At 71.0% G+C, this 20394-nt stretch carries 17 protein-coding genes; 7 read left to right on the top strand and 10 right to left on the bottom strand.

The features are described from left to right. Nucleotides 1-7: 7 nt before the first annotated feature. Nucleotides 8-1024 carry an NUDIX hydrolase gene (locus tag H9I49_RS18815; protein WP_188031926.1) on the top strand — a complete coding sequence of 339 codons (1017 nt, stop codon included), beginning with the start codon at nucleotides 8-10 and terminating at the stop codon, nucleotides 1022-1024. A gap of 51 nt (nucleotides 1025-1075) precedes the next feature. Here the strand turns inward: H9I49_RS18815 and H9I49_RS18810 are convergent, their stop codons facing one another. Beyond that, nucleotides 1076-2050: a heme o synthase gene (locus H9I49_RS18810; protein ID WP_188031925.1), complete on the bottom strand. Its 975-nt coding sequence runs from the start codon at nucleotides 2048-2050 to the stop codon at nucleotides 1076-1078. A 189-nt stretch (nucleotides 2051-2239) separates the two neighbouring features. Here H9I49_RS18810 and tkt point away from each other — a divergent pair, with 189 nt between their 5' ends. Genes tkt through pgl form a run of 6 tightly spaced genes read left to right on the top strand, consistent with a single transcriptional unit; the run spans nucleotide 2240 to nucleotide 10970 of the window. Then, complete coding sequence (gene tkt, locus H9I49_RS18805; RefSeq protein WP_188031924.1) at nucleotides 2240-4594, top strand: transketolase; 2355 nt, start codon at nucleotides 2240-2242, stop codon at nucleotides 4592-4594. A gap of 2 nt (nucleotides 4595-4596) precedes the next feature. After that, entirely contained in the window at nucleotides 4597-5709 is a 1113-nt protein-coding gene (gene tal / locus H9I49_RS18800) for a transaldolase (RefSeq protein ID WP_188031923.1), read from the top strand. After that, nucleotides 5706-7349 carry a glucose-6-phosphate isomerase gene (locus H9I49_RS18795; RefSeq protein WP_188031922.1) on the top strand — a complete coding sequence of 548 codons (1644 nt, stop codon included), beginning with the start codon at nucleotides 5706-5708 and terminating at the stop codon, nucleotides 7347-7349. Before tal ends, H9I49_RS18795 begins: the two co-directional genes overlap by 4 nt. Continuing rightward, complete coding sequence (gene zwf / locus H9I49_RS18790; protein ID WP_188031921.1) at nucleotides 7346-8887, top strand: glucose-6-phosphate dehydrogenase; 1542 nt, start codon at nucleotides 7346-7348, stop codon at nucleotides 8885-8887. The genes H9I49_RS18795 and zwf overlap by 4 nt, the downstream gene beginning before the upstream one ends. Next, nucleotides 8884-10239 carry a glucose-6-phosphate dehydrogenase assembly protein OpcA gene (gene opcA, locus H9I49_RS18785; protein WP_188031920.1) on the top strand — a complete coding sequence of 452 codons (1356 nt, stop codon included), beginning with the start codon at nucleotides 8884-8886 and terminating at the stop codon, nucleotides 10237-10239. Before zwf ends, opcA begins: the two co-directional genes overlap by 4 nt. Continuing rightward, nucleotides 10236-10970: a 6-phosphogluconolactonase gene (pgl, locus tag H9I49_RS18780; RefSeq protein WP_188031919.1), complete on the top strand. Its 735-nt coding sequence runs from the start codon at nucleotides 10236-10238 to the stop codon at nucleotides 10968-10970. The genes opcA and pgl overlap by 4 nt, the downstream gene beginning before the upstream one ends. Nucleotides 10971-11056: 86 nt before the next feature. On the opposite strand, the gene H9I49_RS18775 is transcribed toward pgl, so the two are convergent. The 9 genes from H9I49_RS18775 to uvrC all read right to left on the bottom strand — a co-directional run bounded on the left by H9I49_RS18775 (nucleotide 11057) and on the right by uvrC (nucleotide 20342). Then, entirely contained in the window at nucleotides 11057-11407 is a 351-nt protein-coding gene (locus tag H9I49_RS18775; protein ID WP_081633871.1) for an RNA polymerase-binding protein RbpA, read from the bottom strand. Between the two features lie 10 nt (nucleotides 11408-11417). Next, nucleotides 11418-11663 carry a preprotein translocase subunit SecG gene (secG, locus tag H9I49_RS18770; protein ID WP_188031918.1) on the bottom strand — a complete coding sequence of 82 codons (246 nt, stop codon included), beginning with the start codon at nucleotides 11661-11663 and terminating at the stop codon, nucleotides 11418-11420. A 178-nt stretch (nucleotides 11664-11841) separates the two neighbouring features. Continuing rightward, entirely contained in the window at nucleotides 11842-12654 is an 813-nt protein-coding gene (tpiA, locus tag H9I49_RS18765; protein ID WP_188031917.1) for a triose-phosphate isomerase, read from the bottom strand. Then, nucleotides 12654-13862 (bottom strand): phosphoglycerate kinase, encoded by a 1209-nt coding sequence (gene pgk, locus H9I49_RS18760; RefSeq protein ID WP_188031916.1) that lies wholly within the window; start codon nucleotides 13860-13862, stop codon nucleotides 12654-12656. The genes tpiA and pgk overlap by 1 nt, the downstream gene beginning before the upstream one ends. Nucleotides 13863-13957: 95 nt before the next feature. Further along, entirely contained in the window at nucleotides 13958-14962 is a 1005-nt protein-coding gene (gene gap / locus H9I49_RS18755; protein WP_188031915.1) for a type I glyceraldehyde-3-phosphate dehydrogenase, read from the bottom strand. A 255-nt stretch (nucleotides 14963-15217) separates the two neighbouring features. Further along, nucleotides 15218-16198, bottom strand: a complete 981-nt coding sequence (gene whiA, locus H9I49_RS18750) for a DNA-binding protein WhiA (protein WP_188031914.1) — start codon at nucleotides 16196-16198, stop codon at nucleotides 15218-15220. Between the two features lie 129 nt (nucleotides 16199-16327). Continuing rightward, nucleotides 16328-17296 carry a uridine diphosphate-N-acetylglucosamine-binding protein YvcK gene (yvcK, locus tag H9I49_RS18745; protein ID WP_188031913.1) on the bottom strand — a complete coding sequence of 323 codons (969 nt, stop codon included), beginning with the start codon at nucleotides 17294-17296 and terminating at the stop codon, nucleotides 16328-16330. A 14-nt stretch (nucleotides 17297-17310) separates the two neighbouring features. Further along, the gene (rapZ, locus tag H9I49_RS18740) at nucleotides 17311-18228 is read right to left on the bottom strand and encodes an RNase adapter RapZ (RefSeq protein WP_188031912.1); all 918 of its coding nucleotides are present in this window, start codon (nucleotides 18226-18228) and stop codon (nucleotides 17311-17313) included. After that, on the bottom strand, nucleotides 18225-20342 hold the full coding sequence (gene uvrC / locus H9I49_RS18735) for an excinuclease ABC subunit UvrC (RefSeq protein ID WP_188031911.1): 2118 nt from the start codon (nucleotides 20340-20342) through the stop codon (nucleotides 18225-18227). The genes rapZ and uvrC overlap by 4 nt, the downstream gene beginning before the upstream one ends. Nucleotides 20343-20394: the final 52 nt, after the last annotated feature.

Below are 20394 nucleotides of genomic sequence, written 5' to 3'. Positions count from 1 at the left end.
TGGTGCGGTGACCGACCAGCCGACCCTGCGCGACGGCGAGCTGGTGCTGCGGCCGTGGAGCCTCGATGACAGCGAGCCCACACGCGGCCTGCACGACGCGGAGATCGCCCACTGGTTCGACTTCGCCGCCGTCGAGCCGCTCGCTGAGCAGCACCGCGACTGGATCACGCGGACCGCCGCCGGGTGGGCGGAACGCTCGAAGGTCACCTTCCTGGTCGAGTGGCGCGGCCGCGCCGCCGGCACGGTCGACGTACGCGTGCAGGACCCTGGTGTCGGGCTGCTGTCCTGGGCCGTCTTCGCGCCCTTCCGGGGTCAGGGGCTCACCTGGCGCTCCGTGCGCCTGCTCGTCGAGTGGGCCTTCGACGCGCTCGGGCTCGAACGCGTCGAGGCGCACGTCAACCCGGACAACCGGGCCGCCGTCCGGACGGCCCTGCGCGCGGGCCTGAGGCGCGAAGGGCTGTTGCGTGGCAACGCCACGCTCGGCGGCATACGGCAGGACACCGTCGTCCTCGGCCGCCGCCGCGACGACGCCCACCCCGACACCCGCGAGGGCTTCACCGCGATGCTCGACTCGGCCCTGCCGACCAAGCGAGCCATCGCACAGGGCGTCATCCGGTCGACGAGCGGGCAGGTGCTGCTGTGCGAGCTCGTCTACAAACGCGAGTGGGACCTGCCGGGAGGGGTCGTCGACCGCAACGAGTCGCCGGCCGCGTGCGTCGTCCGCGAGCTGCGGGAGGAGCTCGACCTCACCGTCACCGCCGGCCGGCTCCTCGCCGTCAACTGGCTGCCGTCACTGCACGGGTGGACCGACGCGACCGTCTTCGTCTTCGACCTCGGCACCGTCGATGACCGCATCGTCGAGCGGGCGCACCTGCAGCAGCGGGAGATCCGCGACCTCCACTGGACGGGACCGAACGACTGGGCCGGGCAGGTCGCCCCGTACAACGAGCGGCTGCTCACGGTGCTGGACGGCCACCCCGGCGCCACCACCCTCTACCTGGAGGACGGCGCGCCGCTCGCGTGAGCTCGCAAGTCTGAGCCTCGGGAGAGCCCCGCGGATTGCGCCCGCAACCCCTCAGGAGAAGACGGGCAGGGGCAGGTGCCAGATCGGGTCGAGCGCGACGCCGACGAACAGGATCGTCAGGTAGGTGATGGAGAAGTGGAAGAGCCGCATCGGCTTGAGCACGTCCTCTGCAGCACCGGCGTTGGCACGGGCGAGGAGGCGGTGGGCCTCGGTGAGGAAGAGCGCACCCGAGACGAGCGCCGCGACGGAGTAGACCCAGCCGACCTGCTGGACCGGGATGAGCGCGAGCGACGTCAGGACCATGGCCCACGAGTAGGCGACGACCTGCTTCGCCACGACGACGAAGCGTTCGACGACGGGAAGCATCGGCACGTGGGCCGTGGCGTAGTCGTCCTTGTAGCGCATCGAGAGCGGCCAGTAGTGCGGCGGCGTCCAGAAGAAGATCACCATGAAGAGGATGAACGCCGACCACGACAGCGTGTCGGTGACGGCCGACCACCCGATGAGGACCGGCATGCAACCGGCCGCGCCGCCCCAGACGATGTTCTGGCGCGTGCGGCGCTTGAGCAGCAGCGTGTAGCCGAAGACGTAGAAGAGCAGCGCACCGAGGGCGAGCCAGGCGCTCAGCCAGTTGACGAGCAGGCCGAGCCAGGCCGTGGAGCCGACGGCCAGCGCGACACCGAACACCAGCGCCCCGCGGGGGGTGACCGTCCCGGTCACGAGCGGGCGTCGGCTCGTGCGGTGCATGACCGCGTCGATGTCGCGGTCGATGTAGCAGTTGAGGGTGTTGGCGGCTCCCGCCGACAGCGTGCCGCCGACGACGGTCGCGACGACGAGCCAGAGGTCCGGCACACCCTGCTCGGCCAGGAACATGACGGGGATCGTCGTGATGAGGAGCAGCTCGATGATCCGCGGCTTCATCAGCGAGACGTACTGTCCGACGAGGAACTTCAGCCCACTGCCGTCCGGACCGTGCAGCGCCGAGAGGTCGGCGCGGGGGTCCACCGTTGTCACTGAGATCCTCATCGCTGGTACGTCGCTCCGGCCCGCTGGGTACGGAGCATTGCGACGCAAGTCTAGACCGTCGCCGACAGCGCTCGGGACCGCACCGGCCCGACGTACGTACCGCTCCTCGGGCGAGGTGTCATCGGTCACAAACCACGGTCTAGGCTCGTGCCCGTACGCGATCCACGTTTTCCGAAGGAGACCCGTTCCGTGCCCACCGCTGCTTCCAGCACCGCCGTCAAGGCGAAGAAGCCCACCCGATCCAGCAGCACGAGGACGGCGAAGACGAAGGGCCAGCTGGCACAGCGCGACCCGGGTCTGCCGCTGCCCGTCGCGAAGAAGGCCGGATGGAACGACCTCGACGTCCGTGCGGTCGACACGACGCGCCTGCTCGCCGCAGACGCCGTGCAGAAGGTCGGCAACGGCCACCCCGGCACCGCGATGTCGCTCGCACCCCTCGCGTACCTGCTCTACCAGAACGTCATGACGCACGACCCCTCCGACCCGACGTGGCTCGGTCGTGACCGCTTCGTGCTCTCCTGCGGCCACTCGAGCCTCACCCAGTACATCCAGCTCTACCTCTCCGGCTACGGCCTCTCCCTCGACGACCTCAAGTCGCTGCGCACCTGGGGGTCGCTGACCCCGGGCCACCCCGAGGTCCACCACACACCCGGCGTCGAGATCACCACCGGGCCGCTCGGCTCGGGCCTGGCCTCCGCCGTCGGCATGGCCATGGCGCAACGTCGCCAGCGCGGCCTCTTCGACCCCGACGCCAAGCCGGGCACGAGCCCGTTCGACCACAACGTGTACGTCATCGCGTCCGACGGCGACATGCAGGAGGGCGTCTCGCACGAGGCCTGCGCCCTGGCCGGCCACCAGGAGCTCGGCAACCTCACCGTCGTCTACGACGCCAACCAGATCTCCATCGAGGACGACACCGACATCGCGTTCAGCGAGGACGTCGCGGCGCGCTTCGCGGCATACGGCTGGCACGTCGTCGAGGTCGACTGGCGCAAGGACGCCGATGGTGCCACCTACGTCGAGGACGTCGACGCACTCCTCGCGGCGATCAGCTCCGGTGACAAGGTCCTGGACAAGCCGACCCTCGTCGTGCTCCACACCATCATCGCCTGGCCCGCCCCGACGAAGCAGAACACCGGCAAGTCGCACGGTTCGGCGCTCGGCGACGCGGAGATCGGCGCGACGAAGGAGCTGCTCGGCTTCGACCCGAAGAAGACCTTCGCCGTCGACCCGGCTGTCCTCAAGCGCGCCCGCGAGGTCGTCAAGCGCGGCAAGGCGGCCCACCGCGAGTGGGACAAGTCCTACAACGCGTGGCGCAAGGCCAACCCCGACCGCGCCGAGCTGCTCGACCGCGTCGTCGCCGGCAAGGCGCCCCAGGGCCTCGCCAAGGCGCTGCCGACCTTCCCCGCCGACGCCAAGGGCATCGCGACCCGCGCGGCCTCGGGCAAGGTCCTCGGCGCCCTCGCCGACGTCATGCCGGAGCTGTGGGGTGGCTCCGCCGACCTCGCCGAGTCCAACAACACGACGATGGAGGGCCAGCCCTCGTTCGTCCCCAGCGGCAAGCAGACGCGCGAGTGGAAGGGTGGCCCCTACGGCCGCACGCTCCACTTCGGCATCCGTGAGAACGGCATGGGCATGATCCTCAACGGGATCGCGCTCGAGGGCCTGACCCGCCCCTACGGCGGCACCTTCCTCGTCTTCTCCGACTACATGCGCCCCGCCGTCCGTCTCGCTGCGATCCAGCAGGTGCCCGTCACCTACGTGTGGACCCACGACTCGATCGGTCTCGGCGAGGACGGTCCTACGCACCAGCCGATCGAGCACCTGGCCGCCCTGCGCGCGATCCCCGGCCTCGACGTCGTCCGCCCGGCCGACGCCAACGAGACCGCGGCCGCCTGGGCCCAGATCCTCACCCGCACCGACGGCCCTGCGGCCCTCTGCCTGACGCGCCAGCCGGTGCCGACGTGGGACCGTTCGACGCACGGCAAGGTCAGCGGCGTCGCCAAGGGTGCCTACGTCCTCGTCGAGGAGTCCCGCGCCGGCGACCCCGACGTCGTCATCGTCGCCACCGGCTCCGAGGTCCAGCTCGCCGTCCAGGCAGCAGAGCGCCTCGAGAAGTCGAAGATCGCGACACGTGTCGTCTCCATGCCGTGCCGTGAGTGGTTCGAGAAGCAGACCCGTGCCTACCAGGACAAGGTGCTCCCCCCGGCCGTCCGCGCCCGCGTCAGCGTCGAGGCGGGAGTGTCCATGGGCTGGCACGACATCGTCGGCGACGCCGGCCGCGTCGTGAGCATCGAGCACTTCGGCGCCTCGGCCGACTTCCAGACGCTCTACCGGGAGTTCGGCCTCACGGCGGACGCCGTCGTCAAGGCCGCCAAGGACTCGCTCAAGGCCGCCAAGGGGGCAGCGACCAAAGCTCCCGGCGTGACCGAGACCAACCCGGCTCGCGCAGCCCAGAGCGCTGCCACCGACGTCATGGGCGACGAGCTGAAGACTCCGGCCGCGAAGAAGGCCGCCGCATCCGCATCGAGCAAGGGGAAGTGAGCATGACCAACCCGAACACCAAGGCCCTGTCCGACGCCGGAGTCTCCATCTGGCTCGACGACCTGTCCCGCGACCTCATCGAGACCGGCAAGATCTCCGAGCTCATCGAGGAGCGCAACGTCGTCGGTCTCACGTCCAACCCGTCGATCTTCCAGGCCGCCCTGTCGAAGGGCGACCGCTACAACGACGACCTCGCCGCCTTGACGAAGGACGGCAAGGACGTCGAGGAGGTCGTCTTCGAGCTGACCACCGCCGACGTGCGCGAGGCGTGCGACCTGTTCCTGCCGCTCTACGAGTCGACGGGCGGCGTCGACGGCCGGGCCTCGATCGAGGTCGACCCCCGCCTCGCCCACGAGACCGACAAGACGGTCGAGCAGGCCAAGCAGCTGTATGCCGCCGTGGACCGCCCGAACGTCCTCATCAAGATCCCCGCCACGAAGGCCGGCCTGCCGGCCATCACGGCGACCATCGCCGAGGGCATCAGCGTCAACGTGACCCTGATCTTCTCCCTCGAGCGCTACCGAGCCGTCATGAACGCCTACCTCGAGGGTCTCGAGAAGGCGCACGCCAACGGCCACGACCTGTCGACGATCCATTCCGTGGCCTCGTTCTTCGTCTCGCGCGTCGACACCGAGATCGACAAGCGCCTCGACGCCATCGGCAGCGACGAGGCCACCGGCCTGCGCGGCAAGGCCGGGATCGCCAACGCGGTCCTCGCGTACCAGGCGTTCGAGGAGGTCTTCTCGACGCCGCGCTGGAAGAGCCTCGCCGACGAGGGGGCCAACAAGCAGCGACCGCTGTGGGCGTCCACGGGCGTCAAGGACCCGGCCTACCCCGACACGATGTACGTCACCGAGCTCGTCGCGCCTGGCGTCGTCAACACGATGCCGGAGAAGACGCTCGAGGCCACGGCCGACCACGGCACGATCACCGGCGACACCATCACCGGTGGCTACGCCGGGGCGAGCCAGGTGCTCGACGACCTCGAGTCCGCCGGCGTCTCCTACAACGAGGTGGTCGACCTCCTCGAGGTCGAGGGTGTCGACAAGTTCGAGAAGGCGTGGGGTGAGCTCCTCGACGGCGTCACCGTGGAGATGGAGAAGGTGACGGCATGAGCTCGCTGTCCGTCAGCGCATCAGGCGCTGCGGCGGACGCGATCGGTCGGCACGTGCCGGCCCTCGTCGACGATTCCGTCGCCAGCCGGCTCTTCGCCCAGGACGCGACGCTGTGGGGTGCGGACGCCGAGGCCGAGTCGCGGATCCGCCTCTCCTGGGTGGGTCTTCCCCGCTCGTCGCGACCGCTCGTCGGTGAGATCGCCGCCTTGCGTGAGTCGCTGACCGCAGACGGGCTGACCCACGTCGTGCTGTGCGGCATGGGTGGGTCCTCACTGGCGCCTGAGGTCATCTGCGCGACGGCCGGCAAGCCGCTCGTCGTGCTCGACTCCTCCGACCCTGACTACGTGCGCGCTGCCGTCGCCGACGACCTCGAGCACTCCGTCGTCGTCGTGTCGAGCAAGTCCGGCTCCACCGTCGAGACCGACTCGCAGCGCCGGGCCTACGAGCAGGCGTTCACCGACGCCGGCATCGACCCGGCCACGCGCATCGTCATCGTCACCGACCCGGGAAGCCCGCTCGACAAGGAGTCCCGCGAGAAGGGCTACCGCGTCATCAACGCCGACCCCAACGTCGGTGGGCGCTACTCCGCGCTCACCGCGTTCGGCCTGGTGCCGAGTGGTCTCGCCGGCGTCGACGTCGAGGCGCTCCTCGACGAGGCCGAGTCGGTCGCCGACGTGCTCGCCACCGACGACGACGCCAACCCCGGCCTGCGTCTCGGCGCGGCGATGGGCGGCACCGACCCCCTGCGCGACAAGCTCGTCATCGTCGACAACGGCTCCGGCATCGTCGGGTTCGCCGACTGGGCCGAGCAGCTCATCGCCGAGTCCACGGGCAAGAACGGCACCGGTGTGCTTCCCGTCGTCGTCGGTGGCGACGACGACCCCGAGGTGAAGTGGCCCGCTGCCGACGTCACCGTGGCGCGCCTCGTGGCGGCAGACTCCGACGGCGACGCACCCGCCACCGATGCGGCCTCGGAGGTACGCGTCGGCGGCGCCCTCGGGGCACAGCTGCTCCTGTGGGAGGTCGCGACCGCCGTCGCCGGCCGCCTGCTCGGCATCAACCCGTTCGACCAGCCCGACGTCGAGAGCGCCAAGAAGGCTGCGCGTCAGCTGCTCGACCAGGGCACCGGCTCCGTGGCGGCGCCGGCGGCGACCGACGGCGCCATCGAGATCCGGGCGCTCGGCGGCGACGGCGCCTGGCTCGGCGACGCCCGAACCGTGCCGGCTGCACTCGACGCGCTCTTCGCGCAGCTCGACGCCGACCGCGGCTACGTCGCCGTCATGGCCTACCTCGACCGGCTGGCCGACGCCGACCTCGCCGAGTGCCGTGTGCCGCTGGCCCTGCGCACCGAGCGTCCGGTGACCTTCGGCTGGGGACCTCGCTTCCTCCACTCGACCGGTCAGTTCCACAAGGGCGGGCCGTCGGTGGGCGTCTATCTCCAGGTGACTGCCGCACCCAAGGAAGACCTCGCCGTCCCGGGGCGCGAGTTCACCTTCGGTGACTTCATCGCCTCGCAGGCCGGTGGCGACGCGGCGGTGCTCGCCGACCACGGGCGGCCCGTGCTCCAGCTGCACCTCACCGACCACGACGCGGGCCTCGAGCAGCTGCGGAAGGCCCTCGCCGCAGGAGGTCCTGGATGAGTCCGGCGCGAATCGCCCACGGACACAACCCGCTTCGCACGGCCGAGGACAAGCGTCTCCCCCGCATCGCCGGGCCTTGCGGCCTGGTGCTCTTCGGTGTGACTGGTGACCTCGCCCGCAAGAAGCTCATGCCCGCGATCTACGACCTCGCCAACCGCGGGCTCCTGCCGCCGGGCTTCTCGCTCGTCGGCTTCGCCCGCCGCGACTGGGCCGCGCAGGACTTCGGTCAGGTCGTCCACGACGCCGTGAAGCAGCACGCCCGCACGCCCTTCAGCGAGGACGTGTGGCGCAACCTCTCCGAGGGCTTCCGGTTCGTGCCCGGCACCTTCGACGACCCGGCGGCGTTCGACCTGCTCGCCAAGACGGTCGACGAGCTCGACGAGGACCGCGGCACCGGCGGCAACCACGCGTTCTACCTGTCGATCCCTCCCGGCTTCTTCGCGACCGTGTGCGAGCAGCTCGAGCGCTGCGGGCTGACGAAGGCCGAGGGCGACAGCTGGCGCCGCGTGATCATCGAGAAGCCGTTCGGGCACGACCTCAAGAGCGCCCAGGAGCTCAACGAGATCGTCGAGGGCGTCTTCCCACCCGACTCGGTGTTCCGCATCGACCACTACCTCGGCAAGGAGACGGTCCAGAACCTCCTCGCCCTGCGCTTCGCGAACCAGTTCTTCGAGCCCGTCTGGAACGCCAACTACGTCGACCACGTGCAGATCACGATGGCCGAGGACATCGGCATCGCCGGCCGCGCCGGCTACTACGACGGCATCGGGGCCGCGCGCGACGTCATCCAGAACCACCTGCTCCAGCTGCTCGCCCTGACGGCCATGGAGGAGCCGGTCTCCTTCGACGCCAAGGACCTTCGCGCGGAGAAGGAGAAGGTGCTCTCTGCGGTGCGGCTGCCCGACAACCTCGACAAGGGTGCGGCTCGCGGGCAGTACGCCACCGGCTGGCAGGGCGCCGAGGAGGTCGTCGGCTACCTCCAGGAGGAGGGCGTCAACCCCTCGTCGACCACCGAGACGTTCGCGGCCGTCACCCTCGAGGTCGACACCCGGCGCTGGGCCGGGGTCCCGTTCTACCTGCGCACCGGCAAGCGCCTCGGCAAGCGCGTCACGGAGATCGCGGTGGTCTTCAAGCGGGCGCCGCACCTCCCCTTCGAGCACACGGCGACCGAGGAGCTGGGTCAGAACGCCATCGTCATCAGGGTGCAGCCCGACGAGGGTGTGACGATCCGCTTCGGCTCCAAGGTGCCCGGCGCCCAGATGGAGGTGCGCGACGTCACGATGGACTTCGGCTACGGCTCGTCGTTCACCGAGGCCTCGCCCGAGGCGTACGAGCGGCTCATCCTCGACGTCCTGCTCGGCGACCCGCCGCTCTTCCCGCGGCACGAGGAGGTCGAGTCGTCCTGGCGGATCCTCGACCCGCTCATGCGGCACTGGGCCAAGTCGGGCAAGCCGGAGCAGTACCCCGCCGGCACCTGGGGGCCGCCTTCGGCGGACCACATGCTCGAGCGCGACGGACGCACGTGGAGGATGCCGTGATCCGCGACCTGACCGACACCACGACCACCGGCATCAGCAAGACGCTCGTCCGGCTGCGCAACGAGGTCGGCGCGATGGCCCTCGGACGCGTGCTGACGCTCGTCGTCGTCGTCGATGACACCGACGCCGGCAACGCCATCGACGTCGCCAACCAGGCCAGCCGGCAGCACCCCTGCCGCATCATCGTCGTCATCTCCGGTGACCGGCGCGGCAAGAACCGCCTCGACGCCCAGATCCGGCTCGGCGGCGACGCGGGTGCGAGCGAGATCGTCGTGCTGCGGCTCTACGGCGCGCTCGCCAACCACGGCCCCAGTGTCGTGGTCCCGCTCCTGCTTCCCGACTCCCCCATCGTCGCGTGGTGGCCCGGCGAGGCTCCTGCCGACGTCGGCAGGGACCCCATCGGGGCCATGGCGCAACGTCGCATCACGGACGCCGCAGAGCACCGCAGCCCGCGACACATGCTCAAGAAGCGCGCGGCGACGTACCGGCCGGGAGACACCGACCTGGCCTGGACGCGCCTGACGCGATGGCGCGGTCTGCTCGCGGCGGCGCTCGACCAGCCGCCCTACGAGCCGATCACGGGAGCCGTGGTCAGTGGTGCACCCGACTCGCCGTCGTCGGACCTGCTCGCGGCCTGGCTCCACCGACGGCTCAAGGTGCCGGTGCACCGGGTGTCGACACCGCGTGGCTCCGGCATCAGCGCGGTGCGCCTCGAGCGCAAGAGCGGGCCCATCGACCTCGTGCGCCCCGGCGACACGGTCGCCACCCTCTCGCAGAACGGTCAGCCCGATCGTCGGATCAGCCTGCCCCGCCGTGAGCTGCCCGAGTGCCTCGCCGACGAGCTGCGTCGCCTCGACCCCGACGAGACGTACGAGGAGGCCCTCCTGCACGGCCTGGATGCCCTCCAACCGGTGCGGCTCACCGCGGCCGCCGCCGCCCGCGCCGGCAAGGCACCCGACCCCGCCGAGTCGCGCCGCCTGGCGGCCCGCCTGAGTCGTGACGAGTCCGCGCAGGAGGCCAGTGCGATGATCTCGGCGCCCCCGGCCCCCGAGCACGCCGAGACCGCCCAGGTCCACGCAGCGACGGTGCGCAAGCTCGCGGGCAAGCGCACCTCGCGCGAGAAGCAGACCGCCAAACGCCGTACCAAGGTCTCGGCCGACGGCGCCTCCGCCGGTACGAAGACGGGGACGACGGGCACGAGCACCGCACCGACGAAGAGCACGCCGACGAAGTCGACGGCCAAGAAGACGACGGCCAAGAAGACGACGGCCAAGAAGGCGGCTGCGAAGAAGACCGCAGGCACGAGGAAGGCCACCGCCAGGAAGGGCACGGCTCGGAAGGCGATGTCGTGACGGCCGACCCCCGTGTCGTGGTCCACGCGGAGAAGTCGGCGCTCGCGGATGCCGCGGCGGCTCGTCTCGTCATCGCGCTCCTCGACGCGCAGTCGCGCGGGTCCGAGGCCCAGGTCGCCCTCACCGGCGGCTCGATGGGCTCGGCGATCATCGCCTCCGTCACGAAGGTGCCGGGACGCTCCGCGGTCGACTGGGCCCGCGTCCGCGTGTGGTGGGGCGACGAGCGCTACCTGCCGGCCGGCGACCCCGACCGCAACGACACCCAGAACGACGACGCCGGGCTCAGCGCTCTGGGGCTCGACCCGGCGAAGGTGCACCGGGTCGCCGGACCCGACGTGTCAGAGAGCGCCGAGGCCAGCGCCGAGGCGTACGCCCTCACGGTCAGGGAGCACGGGCAGGGCGCCTTCGATGTCGTGCTGCTCGGCGTCGGGCCCGACGGCCACGTCGCGTCGCTGTTCCCGCACCACCCCGCGCAGCGCACGACCGACGCCGTGGCGGTGGCCGTGCACGACTCCCCGAAGCCGCCGCCGGACCGGGTGAGCCTGACCTTCGAGTGCCTCGAGCGTTCGCGTGAGGTGTGGTTCCTCGTCGCCGGGGCCGACAAGGCCGATGCCGTGGCGGCCGCACTGGCGCCGGGTGCCGACCGGTGGGACGTGCCGGCGGCGGGTGTACGCGGCAGCGAGGCGACCCTCTGGCTCGTCGACGCCGACGCCGCATCCGGCCTCGGCTGACGCCGGCTCCGGCGCTCGGTATGCGGAAAGGGCCCGGGAGAGATCTCCCGGGCCCTTTCGGCCGTGTCGGTGCGTGACCGGTCAGGTCACTGGATGAGGCCGCGCTCGCGCAGGGTGCTCAGGGCTTCGTCGAGAATCGCGGCGCCGTCGGCGTCGCTGCGACGCTCCTTCACGTAGGCGAGGTGGGTCTTGTAGGGCTCCACCTTCGGTGGGGCGGGCGGGTTGTCCTTGTCCTGGCCGGCGGGGAAGCCGCAGCGCGGGCAGTCCCACGTCTCGGGCAGCACCATGCCGGGCTCCTCCGCGAAGCTCGGACGCGTCTCGTGCCCGTTGGAGCACCAGTAGGAGATGTGGACGCGGGGCGCGGCGTCGCCGCGCTCGGCCTCGCCCATCGGGCCGGCGCCGACCCGGCTTCCGCGAATGGCGTTACCGCTGGCCATGTCGTTCCTCTCAGCTCGCGAAGCGGGCCAGCAGGCCCAGACCGATGATGGATGCCGCCCAGACGGCGGCCACGGCCACCGTGAAGCGGTCGAGGTTGCGCTCGGCGACGGAGGATCCACCGAGGGAGGTCGACATGCCCCCGCCGAACATGTCGGACAGGCCGCCACCCTTGCCCTTGTGCAGCAGGATGAACAGGGTCAGGACCATGCTGGACAGCACCAGCAGGACCTGCAGCACGATGCGAACCGCATCCACGTGGTCACTCCAAATCGTCGGGATCTCGGGGGCCTCGGGCCGGTCGGCCGCTCCCCCGCGGGTTCCGGTGTGTTCCGGGGCTCGGGCAAGGATACCTGCCCGAGGGCCCATCGGCCGAACGCCCCGGCGGGGGCACGCTCTGCCGACGGGCCGTGCTCGGGTGGGTACGCGCGTACGGTCAGGCCGTCGTCAGGTGCTCGCGGTAGCGGCAGATCGACGCGAACTCGGCCGGGTCGATCGACGCGCCACCGACGAGGGCGCCGTCGACGTCCTCCTGGGCCATGATCGCGGCCACGTTGCCCGCCTTGACGCTCCCGCCGTAGAGCACGCGGACGCCGTCGGCGACGTCGCCGCTGTAGAGCTCGGCGAGGAGCGTCCGGATGGCCGCGCAGACCTCCTGCGCGTCGTCAGGCGTGGCGACCTCGCCGGTGCCGATCGCCCAGATGGGTTCGTACGCGATGACGATCGTGGCGGCCTGCTCCTTCGTGACACCGTCGAGGTCGGCGCGCAGCTGCTCGACGACGTGCTCGACCTGACGGCCCTCCTTGCGCACGTCGAGGGCCTCGCCGCAGCACAGGATCGGCGTCAGGCCGTGGGCGTACGCCGCCTTGACCTTCGCGTTGACGAGCTGATCGGTCTCGCCGTGGCCCTCGCGCCGCTCGCTGTGCCCGATCGCCACGTACGTGCAGCCGAGCTTGGCGAGGAACGCACCGGAGATGTCTCCGGTGTAGGCGCCCGAGGTGTGCGGCGAGAGGTCCTGCGCGCCGTACTTCAGGTCGAGCTTGTCACCCTCGACGAGCGTCTGCACCGAGCGGAGGTCGGTGAACGGCGGCAGCACGGCGACCTCGACGGCCGTGTGGTCGTGCTTCGCGTCCTTCAGGGTCCAGTCGAGCTTCTGCACCAGGTGCGTCGCCTGGAGGTGGTCGAGGTTCATCTTCCAGTTTCCGGCCATGAGCGGGGTGCGCCCGGCCGGCTTCGTGTCCTTCGCCATCAGGCGTCGCCCTCCTCGAGAACGGTCAGTCCGGGCAGCTCCTTGCCCTCGAGGTACTCGAGGCTGGCGCCGCCACCGGTGGAGATGTGGCCGAAGTCGGAGTCCTCGAAGCCGAGCTGACGCACGGCAGCCGCGGAGTCGCCGCCGCCGACGACCGTCAGGGCGCCGCCCTTCGTGATGTCGACGAGGGCCTGCGCCAGCACCTTCGTGCCTGCGGCGTAGGGCTCCATCTCGAACGCGCCCATCGGGCCGTTCCAGAAGACGGTTCGGCAGTCTGCGAGCTTCTCGCCGAACAGACGGCTCGACTCGGGTCCGATGTCGAGGCCCATCCGGTCGGCCGGGATCGCGTCGGCTGCGACGACCTCGTGCTGGGCGTCCGCGCTGAAGGCGTCCGCTGCCACGACGTCGACGGGCAGGACGATCTCGACGCCCTCCTTCTCGGCGCGGTCGAGGTAGCCCTTGACCGTGTCCACCTGGTCGGCCTCGAGCAGGCTCTTGCCGACCTCGTGGCCCTGGGCCGCGAGGAAGGTGAAGACCATGCCGCCGCCGATGAGGAGGCGGTCGGCCGTGCCGAGGAGGTTGCCGATGACGCCGAGCTTGTCGGACACCTTCGCGCCTCCGAGCACGACGGCATACGGCCGCTCGGGGTCCTTCGTCAGGCGGCGCAGGACGTCGACCTCGGTCTGCACGAGCCCGCCGGTGGCGTGCGGCAGGAGCCGGGCGACGTCGTAGACGGACGCCTGCTTGCGGTGCACGACGCCGAAGCCGTCCGAGACGAAGACGTCTGCGAGAGAGGCGAGCTCGCCGGCGAACTCGGCGCGCTCCTCGTCGGTCTTGGCGGTCTCGCCCGCGTTGAAACGGAGGTTCTCGAGGAGCAGGACCTGGCCGTCCTCGAGAGCCGCTGCCTTGGCCTTGGCGTCGTCACCGACGGTGTCGTCGGCGAAGACGACGTCGGTGCCGAGCACCTCGCCGAGGCGCTTCGCGACGGGTGCCAGGGAGTACTTGGCCTCGGGAGATCCCTTGGGCCGCCCGAGGTGGGCGCACACGATGACGCGGGCGCCGGCGTCGGCGAGGCCCTGGATCGTCGGGGCGGAGGCGCGGATGCGGCCGTCGTCGGTGATCGTCGAGCCGTCGAGCGGCACGTTGAGGTCGGACCGGACGAGGACGCGCTTGCCGCGCAGGTCCCCGAGGTCGCTGGTGTTCTTCACGCGGTATGCCTCTTCAGTGGTTGGGGGTCAGCCGGGCATGGAGACGGCCACCGCCCCGGCGTGTCGATGACAGCCGAGGGCGGTGGCCGGGTGGCTCAGAGGGACTTGCCGACGAGCTCGACGAGGTCGACGAGGCGGTTGGAGTAGCCCCACTCGTTGTCGTACCAGCCGACGACCTTGACCTGGTTGCCGATGACCTTCGTGAGGCCGGCATCGAAGATGCACGACGCGGGGTCGGTCTCGATGTCCTTCGACACGATGGCGTCCTCGGTGTAGACGAGGACACCCTTGAGCGGGCCCTCCGCGGCAGCCTTGACCGCTGCGTTGACCTCCTCGACCGTCGTCTCACGCCCGGCCTCGAAGGTGAGGTCGGTGGCCGAGCCGGTCGGGGTCGGCACGCGCAGCGCGTAACCGTCGAGCTTGCCCTTGAGCTCGGGCAGGACGAGGCCGATCGCCTTGGCGGCGCCGGTCGACGTGGGGACGATGTTGAGGGCGGCGGCGCGGGCGCGACGGAGGTCCTTGTGCGGCGCGTCCTGGAGGTTCTGGTCCTGCGTGTACGCGTGGATCGTCGTCATGAGGCCCTTGACGATGCCGAACTCCTCGTTGAGCACCTTGGCCATCGGGCCGAGGCAGTTCGTCGTGCACGAGGCGTTGGAGATGATCGTGTGCGCTCCCGCGTCGTACTGGTCGTCGTTGACGCCCATGACGATGGTGATGTCCTCGTTGGACGCGGGCGCCGAGATGATGACCTTCTTGGCGCCGCCGTCGACGTGGGCCTTGGCCTTCGTCGCGTCGGTGAAGAAGCCCGTGGACTCGACGACGATGTCGGCGCCGACGCCGGCCCAGTCGATGGCGGCCGGGTCGCGCTCCTCGAACACGCGGATCGCCTTGCCGTCAACGACGATCGACGTGTCGTCGTAGGTCACCTCGCCCGGGAAGCGACCCAGGATCGAGTCGTACTTGAGCAGGTGGGAGAGGGTCTTGTTGTCCATGAGGTCATTCGTGGCCACGACCTCGATGTCGGCTCCGGACGCCTGCACGGCGCGGAAGAAGTTGCGGCCGATGCGGCCAAAGCCGTTGATACCAACGCGAACGGTCACTGCTGTACCTCTTCGGTGAGACTGTGTCGGACGATGTGTCAGACCTTGGTCGCGCCGTTGCGACCTGGATCACAGCCCACCCTAGTGCGTCGCTCGTGGCGACGAACCGGCAGTCTCAGGGCTTGGTGAGCGTGTGCTCAGCCCCGACGCAGCCTCCGCAGGCGTGGCGTCGGACGGCCTCGCTCGGTGAGGAGCGGGATGAGGAGCGGGATGAGGAGCCGGATGAGGAGCCGGACGGGGAAGGGAGCCGGGAGCTCAGCTCTCGAGCATGTCGGGGGTGAGGTTCGCGTCGGTGCCGGGCACCCCGAGCTCCTCGGCTCGCTTGTCGGCCATCGCGAGGAGCCGACGGATTCGACCCGCCACGGCGTCCTTCGTCATTGGCGGCTTGGCCAGCTGGCCGAGCTCCTCGAGGCTCGCCTGCTTGTGCTCGAGCCTGAGGTCGCCGGCCTCGCGCAGGTGGTCCGGGATCTCCTCGCCGAGCAGCTCCATGGCGCGCTCGACGCGAGCCCCGGCCGCGACGGCGGCACGAGCGGAGCGGCGCAGGTTGGCGTCGTCGAAGTTGGCGAGGCGGTTCGCGGTCGCGCGCACCTCCCGGCGCATGCGGCGCTCCTCCCAGGCGAGGACCGCGTCGTGCGCGCCGAGCCGCGTCAGCATGGCGCCGATGGCGTCGCCGTCACGGATGACGACCCGGTCGACGCCCCGGACCTCGCGCGCCTTCGCCTGGATGCCCAGCCGACGCGCAGCGCCGACGAGGGCGAGCGCGGCCTCGGGTCCCGGGCAGGTGACCTCCATGGCTGAGGAGCGGCCTGGCTCGGTCAGCGAGCCGTGGGCGAGGAAGGCCCCGCGCCAGGCCGCCTCGGAGTCGCACGTCGCCGCACTGACCACCTTGGGGGGCAGGCCGCGTACGGGTCGGCCGCGGGTGTCGATGAGGCCCGTCTGTCGCGCGAGGGTCGCGCCATCCTCGACGACGCGCACGACGTAGCGTGAGCCCCGGCGCAGGCCGCCGGCCGCGAGGACCAGCACGTCGCTCTTGTGGCCGTAGACCTCCGCGATGTTGCGACGCAGGCGGCGAGCCGCGTTGGCCGTGTCGAGCTCGGCCTCGACGACGATCTGGCCGCCGATGATGTGCAGGCCACCGGCGAAGCGGAGCATCGTCGAGACCTCGGCCTTGCGACAGCAGGGTTTGGTCACCTCGAGGCGTGAGAGCTCGTCCTTCACCTTCGCTGTCATGGCCATGGGCGACATCCTGCCATCCTGATCAAGCACCTTCGCGCGGGAGGCCGTCCGGTCCTCTGCCGACGAGGTCAGGAGCCCGACGGTGGGCGCGGCGCGCGAGGGAACGCCGACGGGCGGACGACCGAGGCGTCAGGAGACGACGTCGCGCAGGGCTGCGGCGAGCCGGAGCGGATCGTGGACTCCGGGCGCTCCCCTGGCCGCCACGGGTGCGACGACGAGCTCGGCGCCCAGGTCGGCGGCGGCCGCCCGCAGCGACGCACCGTCGGGGACGACGCTCGGATCGGCGAGCACGACGTCGAGTCGCAGGTCGGGAGCGTTGGCCGCGAACGAGGCGAGGTGGTCCTCTGCACGGAAGTCGCGGGTCTCCCCCTTGTTCACCTCGAGGTTGAGGTTGAGCAGACGCTTGGCCGGGGTCGCGACCAGCGCGTCGGCGAGCCCGGGAACGAGCAGGTGCGGCATGACCGAGGTGAACCACGAGCCGGGCCCGAGCATGACCCAGTCGGCGTCGGCGACGGCTGCCATGGCTTCGTGGCACGGTTCGGGGCAGGTGGGCAGGATGCCGATGGACGACACGACTCCTGGCGACGACGCGACGCGGTGCTGGCCGCGTACCTCGACGGTCTCGTCGGGACGCTGCGGGTCGTGGCCTCGGATCTCGGCGACGATCTCGAGCGGCACGGCGGCCATCGGCAGCACGCGGCCACGGGCCCCGAGGAGGCGGCCGACGAGGTCGAGCCCCTCGACAGTGTCGCCGAGCAGCTCCCAGATCGAGACGATCATGAGGTTGCCGAGCGCATGGCCCCTCAGCTCGCCCGTGCCGGCGAAGCGGTGCTGGAGCACATCACGCCACGTGTGGCCCCAGTCGCTGTCGTCGCAGAGCGCGGACAGGGCCATCCGCAGGTCGCCCGGCGGCAGGACGTCGAAGTCCTCGCGCAGGCGGCCGCTCGAGCCACCGTCGTCGGCGACGGTGACCACGGCCGTGACGCTGTCGGTGAGGAGCCGGAGGGCGGTCAAGGCGGCGGCCAGGCCGTGGCCGCCGCCGAGCGCGACGATGCGGCGGTGATGCGGTGGGGCAAGGGGCCCGGGAGGAGGGGTCACGTCAGGTGCTCCGGTCACTCCCGCCCCAGGTCGCGGTGCACCACGAAGGTGTCGACTCCGTGGCGACCGCCCAGCCGCGCGCTGAGCGCCTCGGCGGTGGCGACCGACCGGTGCTTGCCGCCCGTGCACCCGACGGCGACGGTCACGTAGCGGCGCCCCTCGCGCACGTAGCCGTCGATCATCGTGTCGAGCAGCTCGGAGGCACGGTCGAGGAACTCCTCGGCGCCCGGCTGCTTCATGACGAACTCGGCGACTGGCTTGTCGCGGCCCGTCAGCCCGCGCAGCTCGGGCACCCAGAAGGGGTTGGGCAGGAAGCGCATGTCGAAGACGACGTCGGCGTCGAGCGGCAGGCCGTACTTGAAGCCGAACGACATGACGGCGATGCGCAGCTGCACACCACGGTCACCGGCGAAGAGCGAGGACAGCTTGGCGCTCAGCTGGTGGACGTTGAGGCCCGAGCTGTCGATGACGACATCGGCCGACGAGCGCAGGTCGAGCAGCAGCTCGCGCTCGCGCTGGATGCCGTCGAGCAACCGCCCCTCCCCCTGGAGCGGGTGCGGCCGCCGGACGCTCTCGAAACGCCGCACGAGCGCCTCGTCCGTGGCGTCGAGGAACAGCAGGCTTGGTCGCTCGCCGCGTTCGCGAGCCGCGGCGATCGCGTCCTCGAGCTGGGCGAACCAGCCGCGAGACCGGACGTCGACGACGACGGCCACCTGTTGGAGGTGCGACTCGGGTTGCCGCTCGCGCGCCTCGTCACGCAGCTCGGCGAGGTGTGTCAGCAGCTGCGGTGGCAGGTTGTCGACGACGAGCCAGCCGAGGTCCTCGAGGACGTTGGCGGTCGTGCTGCGGCCGGCGCCGCTCATCCCGGTGACGATGACGATCGGCGCGTCGGCCAAGCGGGTCTGCGGCGTGCGGCCGGTGTCGGCGGTCATTCGAGCACTTCTCCCGTCGTGAGGTTCACGGCTGGCTCCTGCGGGGCTCCCTCAGCCAAGTGGTTGACGACCGCCGAGGCAAGCGACCGGCCGAAGCCGGGTAGGGCCATGATGTCCGTCACGTCCGCAGCACGAAGGCGTTTGACCGAACCGAAGTGGCGCAGCAGAGCCTTCTGCCGGCTCGCGCCGAGCCCGGGTATGCCGTCCAGCTGGGACGTCGTCATCGCCTTCGAACGGCGCTGGCGGTGGAACGTGATGGCGAACCGGTGGGCCTCGTCGCGGAGGCGCTGGAGCAGGTAGAGGCCTTCGCTGGTGCGGGGCAGGATCACGGGGTGGTCGTCGCGCGGGAGCCACACCTCCTCGAGGCGCTTGGCGAGCCCGACGAGCGCGACCTCCTCGATGCCGAGCTCGTCGAGGACGGCCTGCGCGGCGTTGACCTGCGGGAGACCGCCGTCGACGACGACGAGGCTGGGTGGGTAGGCGAAGCGGCGGGGGCGGCCGGTCTGGGGGTCGATCGGACCGGACGACGACGGACCCTCGTCCTCGTCGATCGCGCCACCCGGGCCTCTGCCGGCGACACCCGTGTCCGCGGCGCGGCCGCCCGTCGTGTCCCCCTCGGCATCGGACGCGCCCACGACACCCGTGGACAGGTCGAGGTCACCGACACCCTCGGCCTCCTCGAGGTAGCGGCGGAAGCGGCGGGTCAGCACCTCGCGCATCGCCGCGGTGTCGTCGACCGTGGCCTGGCGCTCCAGGCCGTTGCGGGTGGGACCGGCCTCGGCGGCGGAGGCCGCGCCGCGCACGATGAAGCGGCGGTACTCGCTCTTGCGCGCGAGGCCGTCCTCGAAGACGACCATCGACGCGACGACGTTGGTGCCCTGCACGTGGCTCACGTCGTAGCACTCGATGCGCAGCGGGGGGTCGTCGAGGCCGAGGTAGTCCTGCAGCTCCTGCAGGGCCCGGCTGCGCAGGGTGAGGTCGCCGGCCCGGGCGACCTTGTGCCTGGCGAGGGACTGTTCGGCGTTGCGCCGCACCGTCTCCATCAGGGTCCGCTTGTCGCCGCGCTGCGGCACCCGCACGCTGACCCCCGAGCCGCGCACCGACGTCAGCCACTCGGTGACCGCCTCGAGGTCGGTCGGCACCGTCGGGACGAGGACCTCGCGCGGCACGGCGTCGCGGTCGGCGTCGCCGTAGACCTGCTGGAGGAGGTGCTCGACGAGCGTGGGGACGTCCTCGCTCTCCTTCTCGACGACCCAGCCGCGCTGACCGCGGATGCGACCACCGCGCACGTGGAAGACCTGGACCGCGGCCTCGAGGTCGTCATCGGCGAGGGCGAAGACGTCGGCGTCGGTGCCGTCGCCGAGGACGACGGCCTGCTTCTCGAGCGCCTTGGTCAGAGCGCCGATGTCGTCGCGGAGCCGGGCCGCCTGCTCGAAGTCCAGCTCTGCCGCGGCCTCCTTCATCCGGGTCTCGAGCCGCTTGGCGAAGCGAGTGGTGTTGCCGGCCATGAAGTCGCAGAAGTCCTCGGCGATGGCCCGGTGCTCGTCGGCGGTGACCCTGCCGACGCACGGCGCCGAGCACTTGTCGATGTAGCCGAGCAGGCACGGGCGGCCGCTCGAGGCGGCGCGCTTGAAGACACCGGAGGAGCACGTGCGCAGCGGGAAGACCCGCAGCAGCAGGTCGAGGGTCTCGCGGATCGCCCAGGCATGCCCATAGGGACCGAAGTAGCGGGTGCCCTTGCGCTTCGCGCCACGCATCACCTGGGCCCGGGGGAACTCCTCGCCCATGGTCACGGCGAGGAACGGGTAGGACTTGTCGTCGCGGTACTTGACGTTGAAGCGCGGGTCGAACTCCTTGATCCAGGAGTACTCGAGCTGTAGCGCCTCGACCTCGGTGCGCACGACAGTCCACTCGACGGAGGATGCAGTCGTGACCATCGTCGCCGTGCGCGGGTGCAGCGCCGTGATGTCCTGGAAGTACGACGACAGCCGGGGACGCAGGGACTTGGCCTTGCCGACGTAGATCACCCGACCGTGGGAGTCGCGGAACCGGTAGACGCCCGGGTCGGTCGGGATCTCCCCCGGCTTCGGTCGATAGGTCGTCGGGTCGGCCACGGTTCCACCCTATGTCGGGCCACCGACGGCCCGGCACGGCCTCCGGCGCAGG

This window comes from Terrabacter sp. MAHUQ-38 (assembly GCF_014518425.1).
GTDB lineage: Bacteria > Actinomycetota > Actinomycetes > Actinomycetales > Dermatophilaceae > Terrabacter.
Note: the sequence above shows the minus strand (reverse complement) of the source record. Positions and strands in the feature narration are given on the sequence as shown.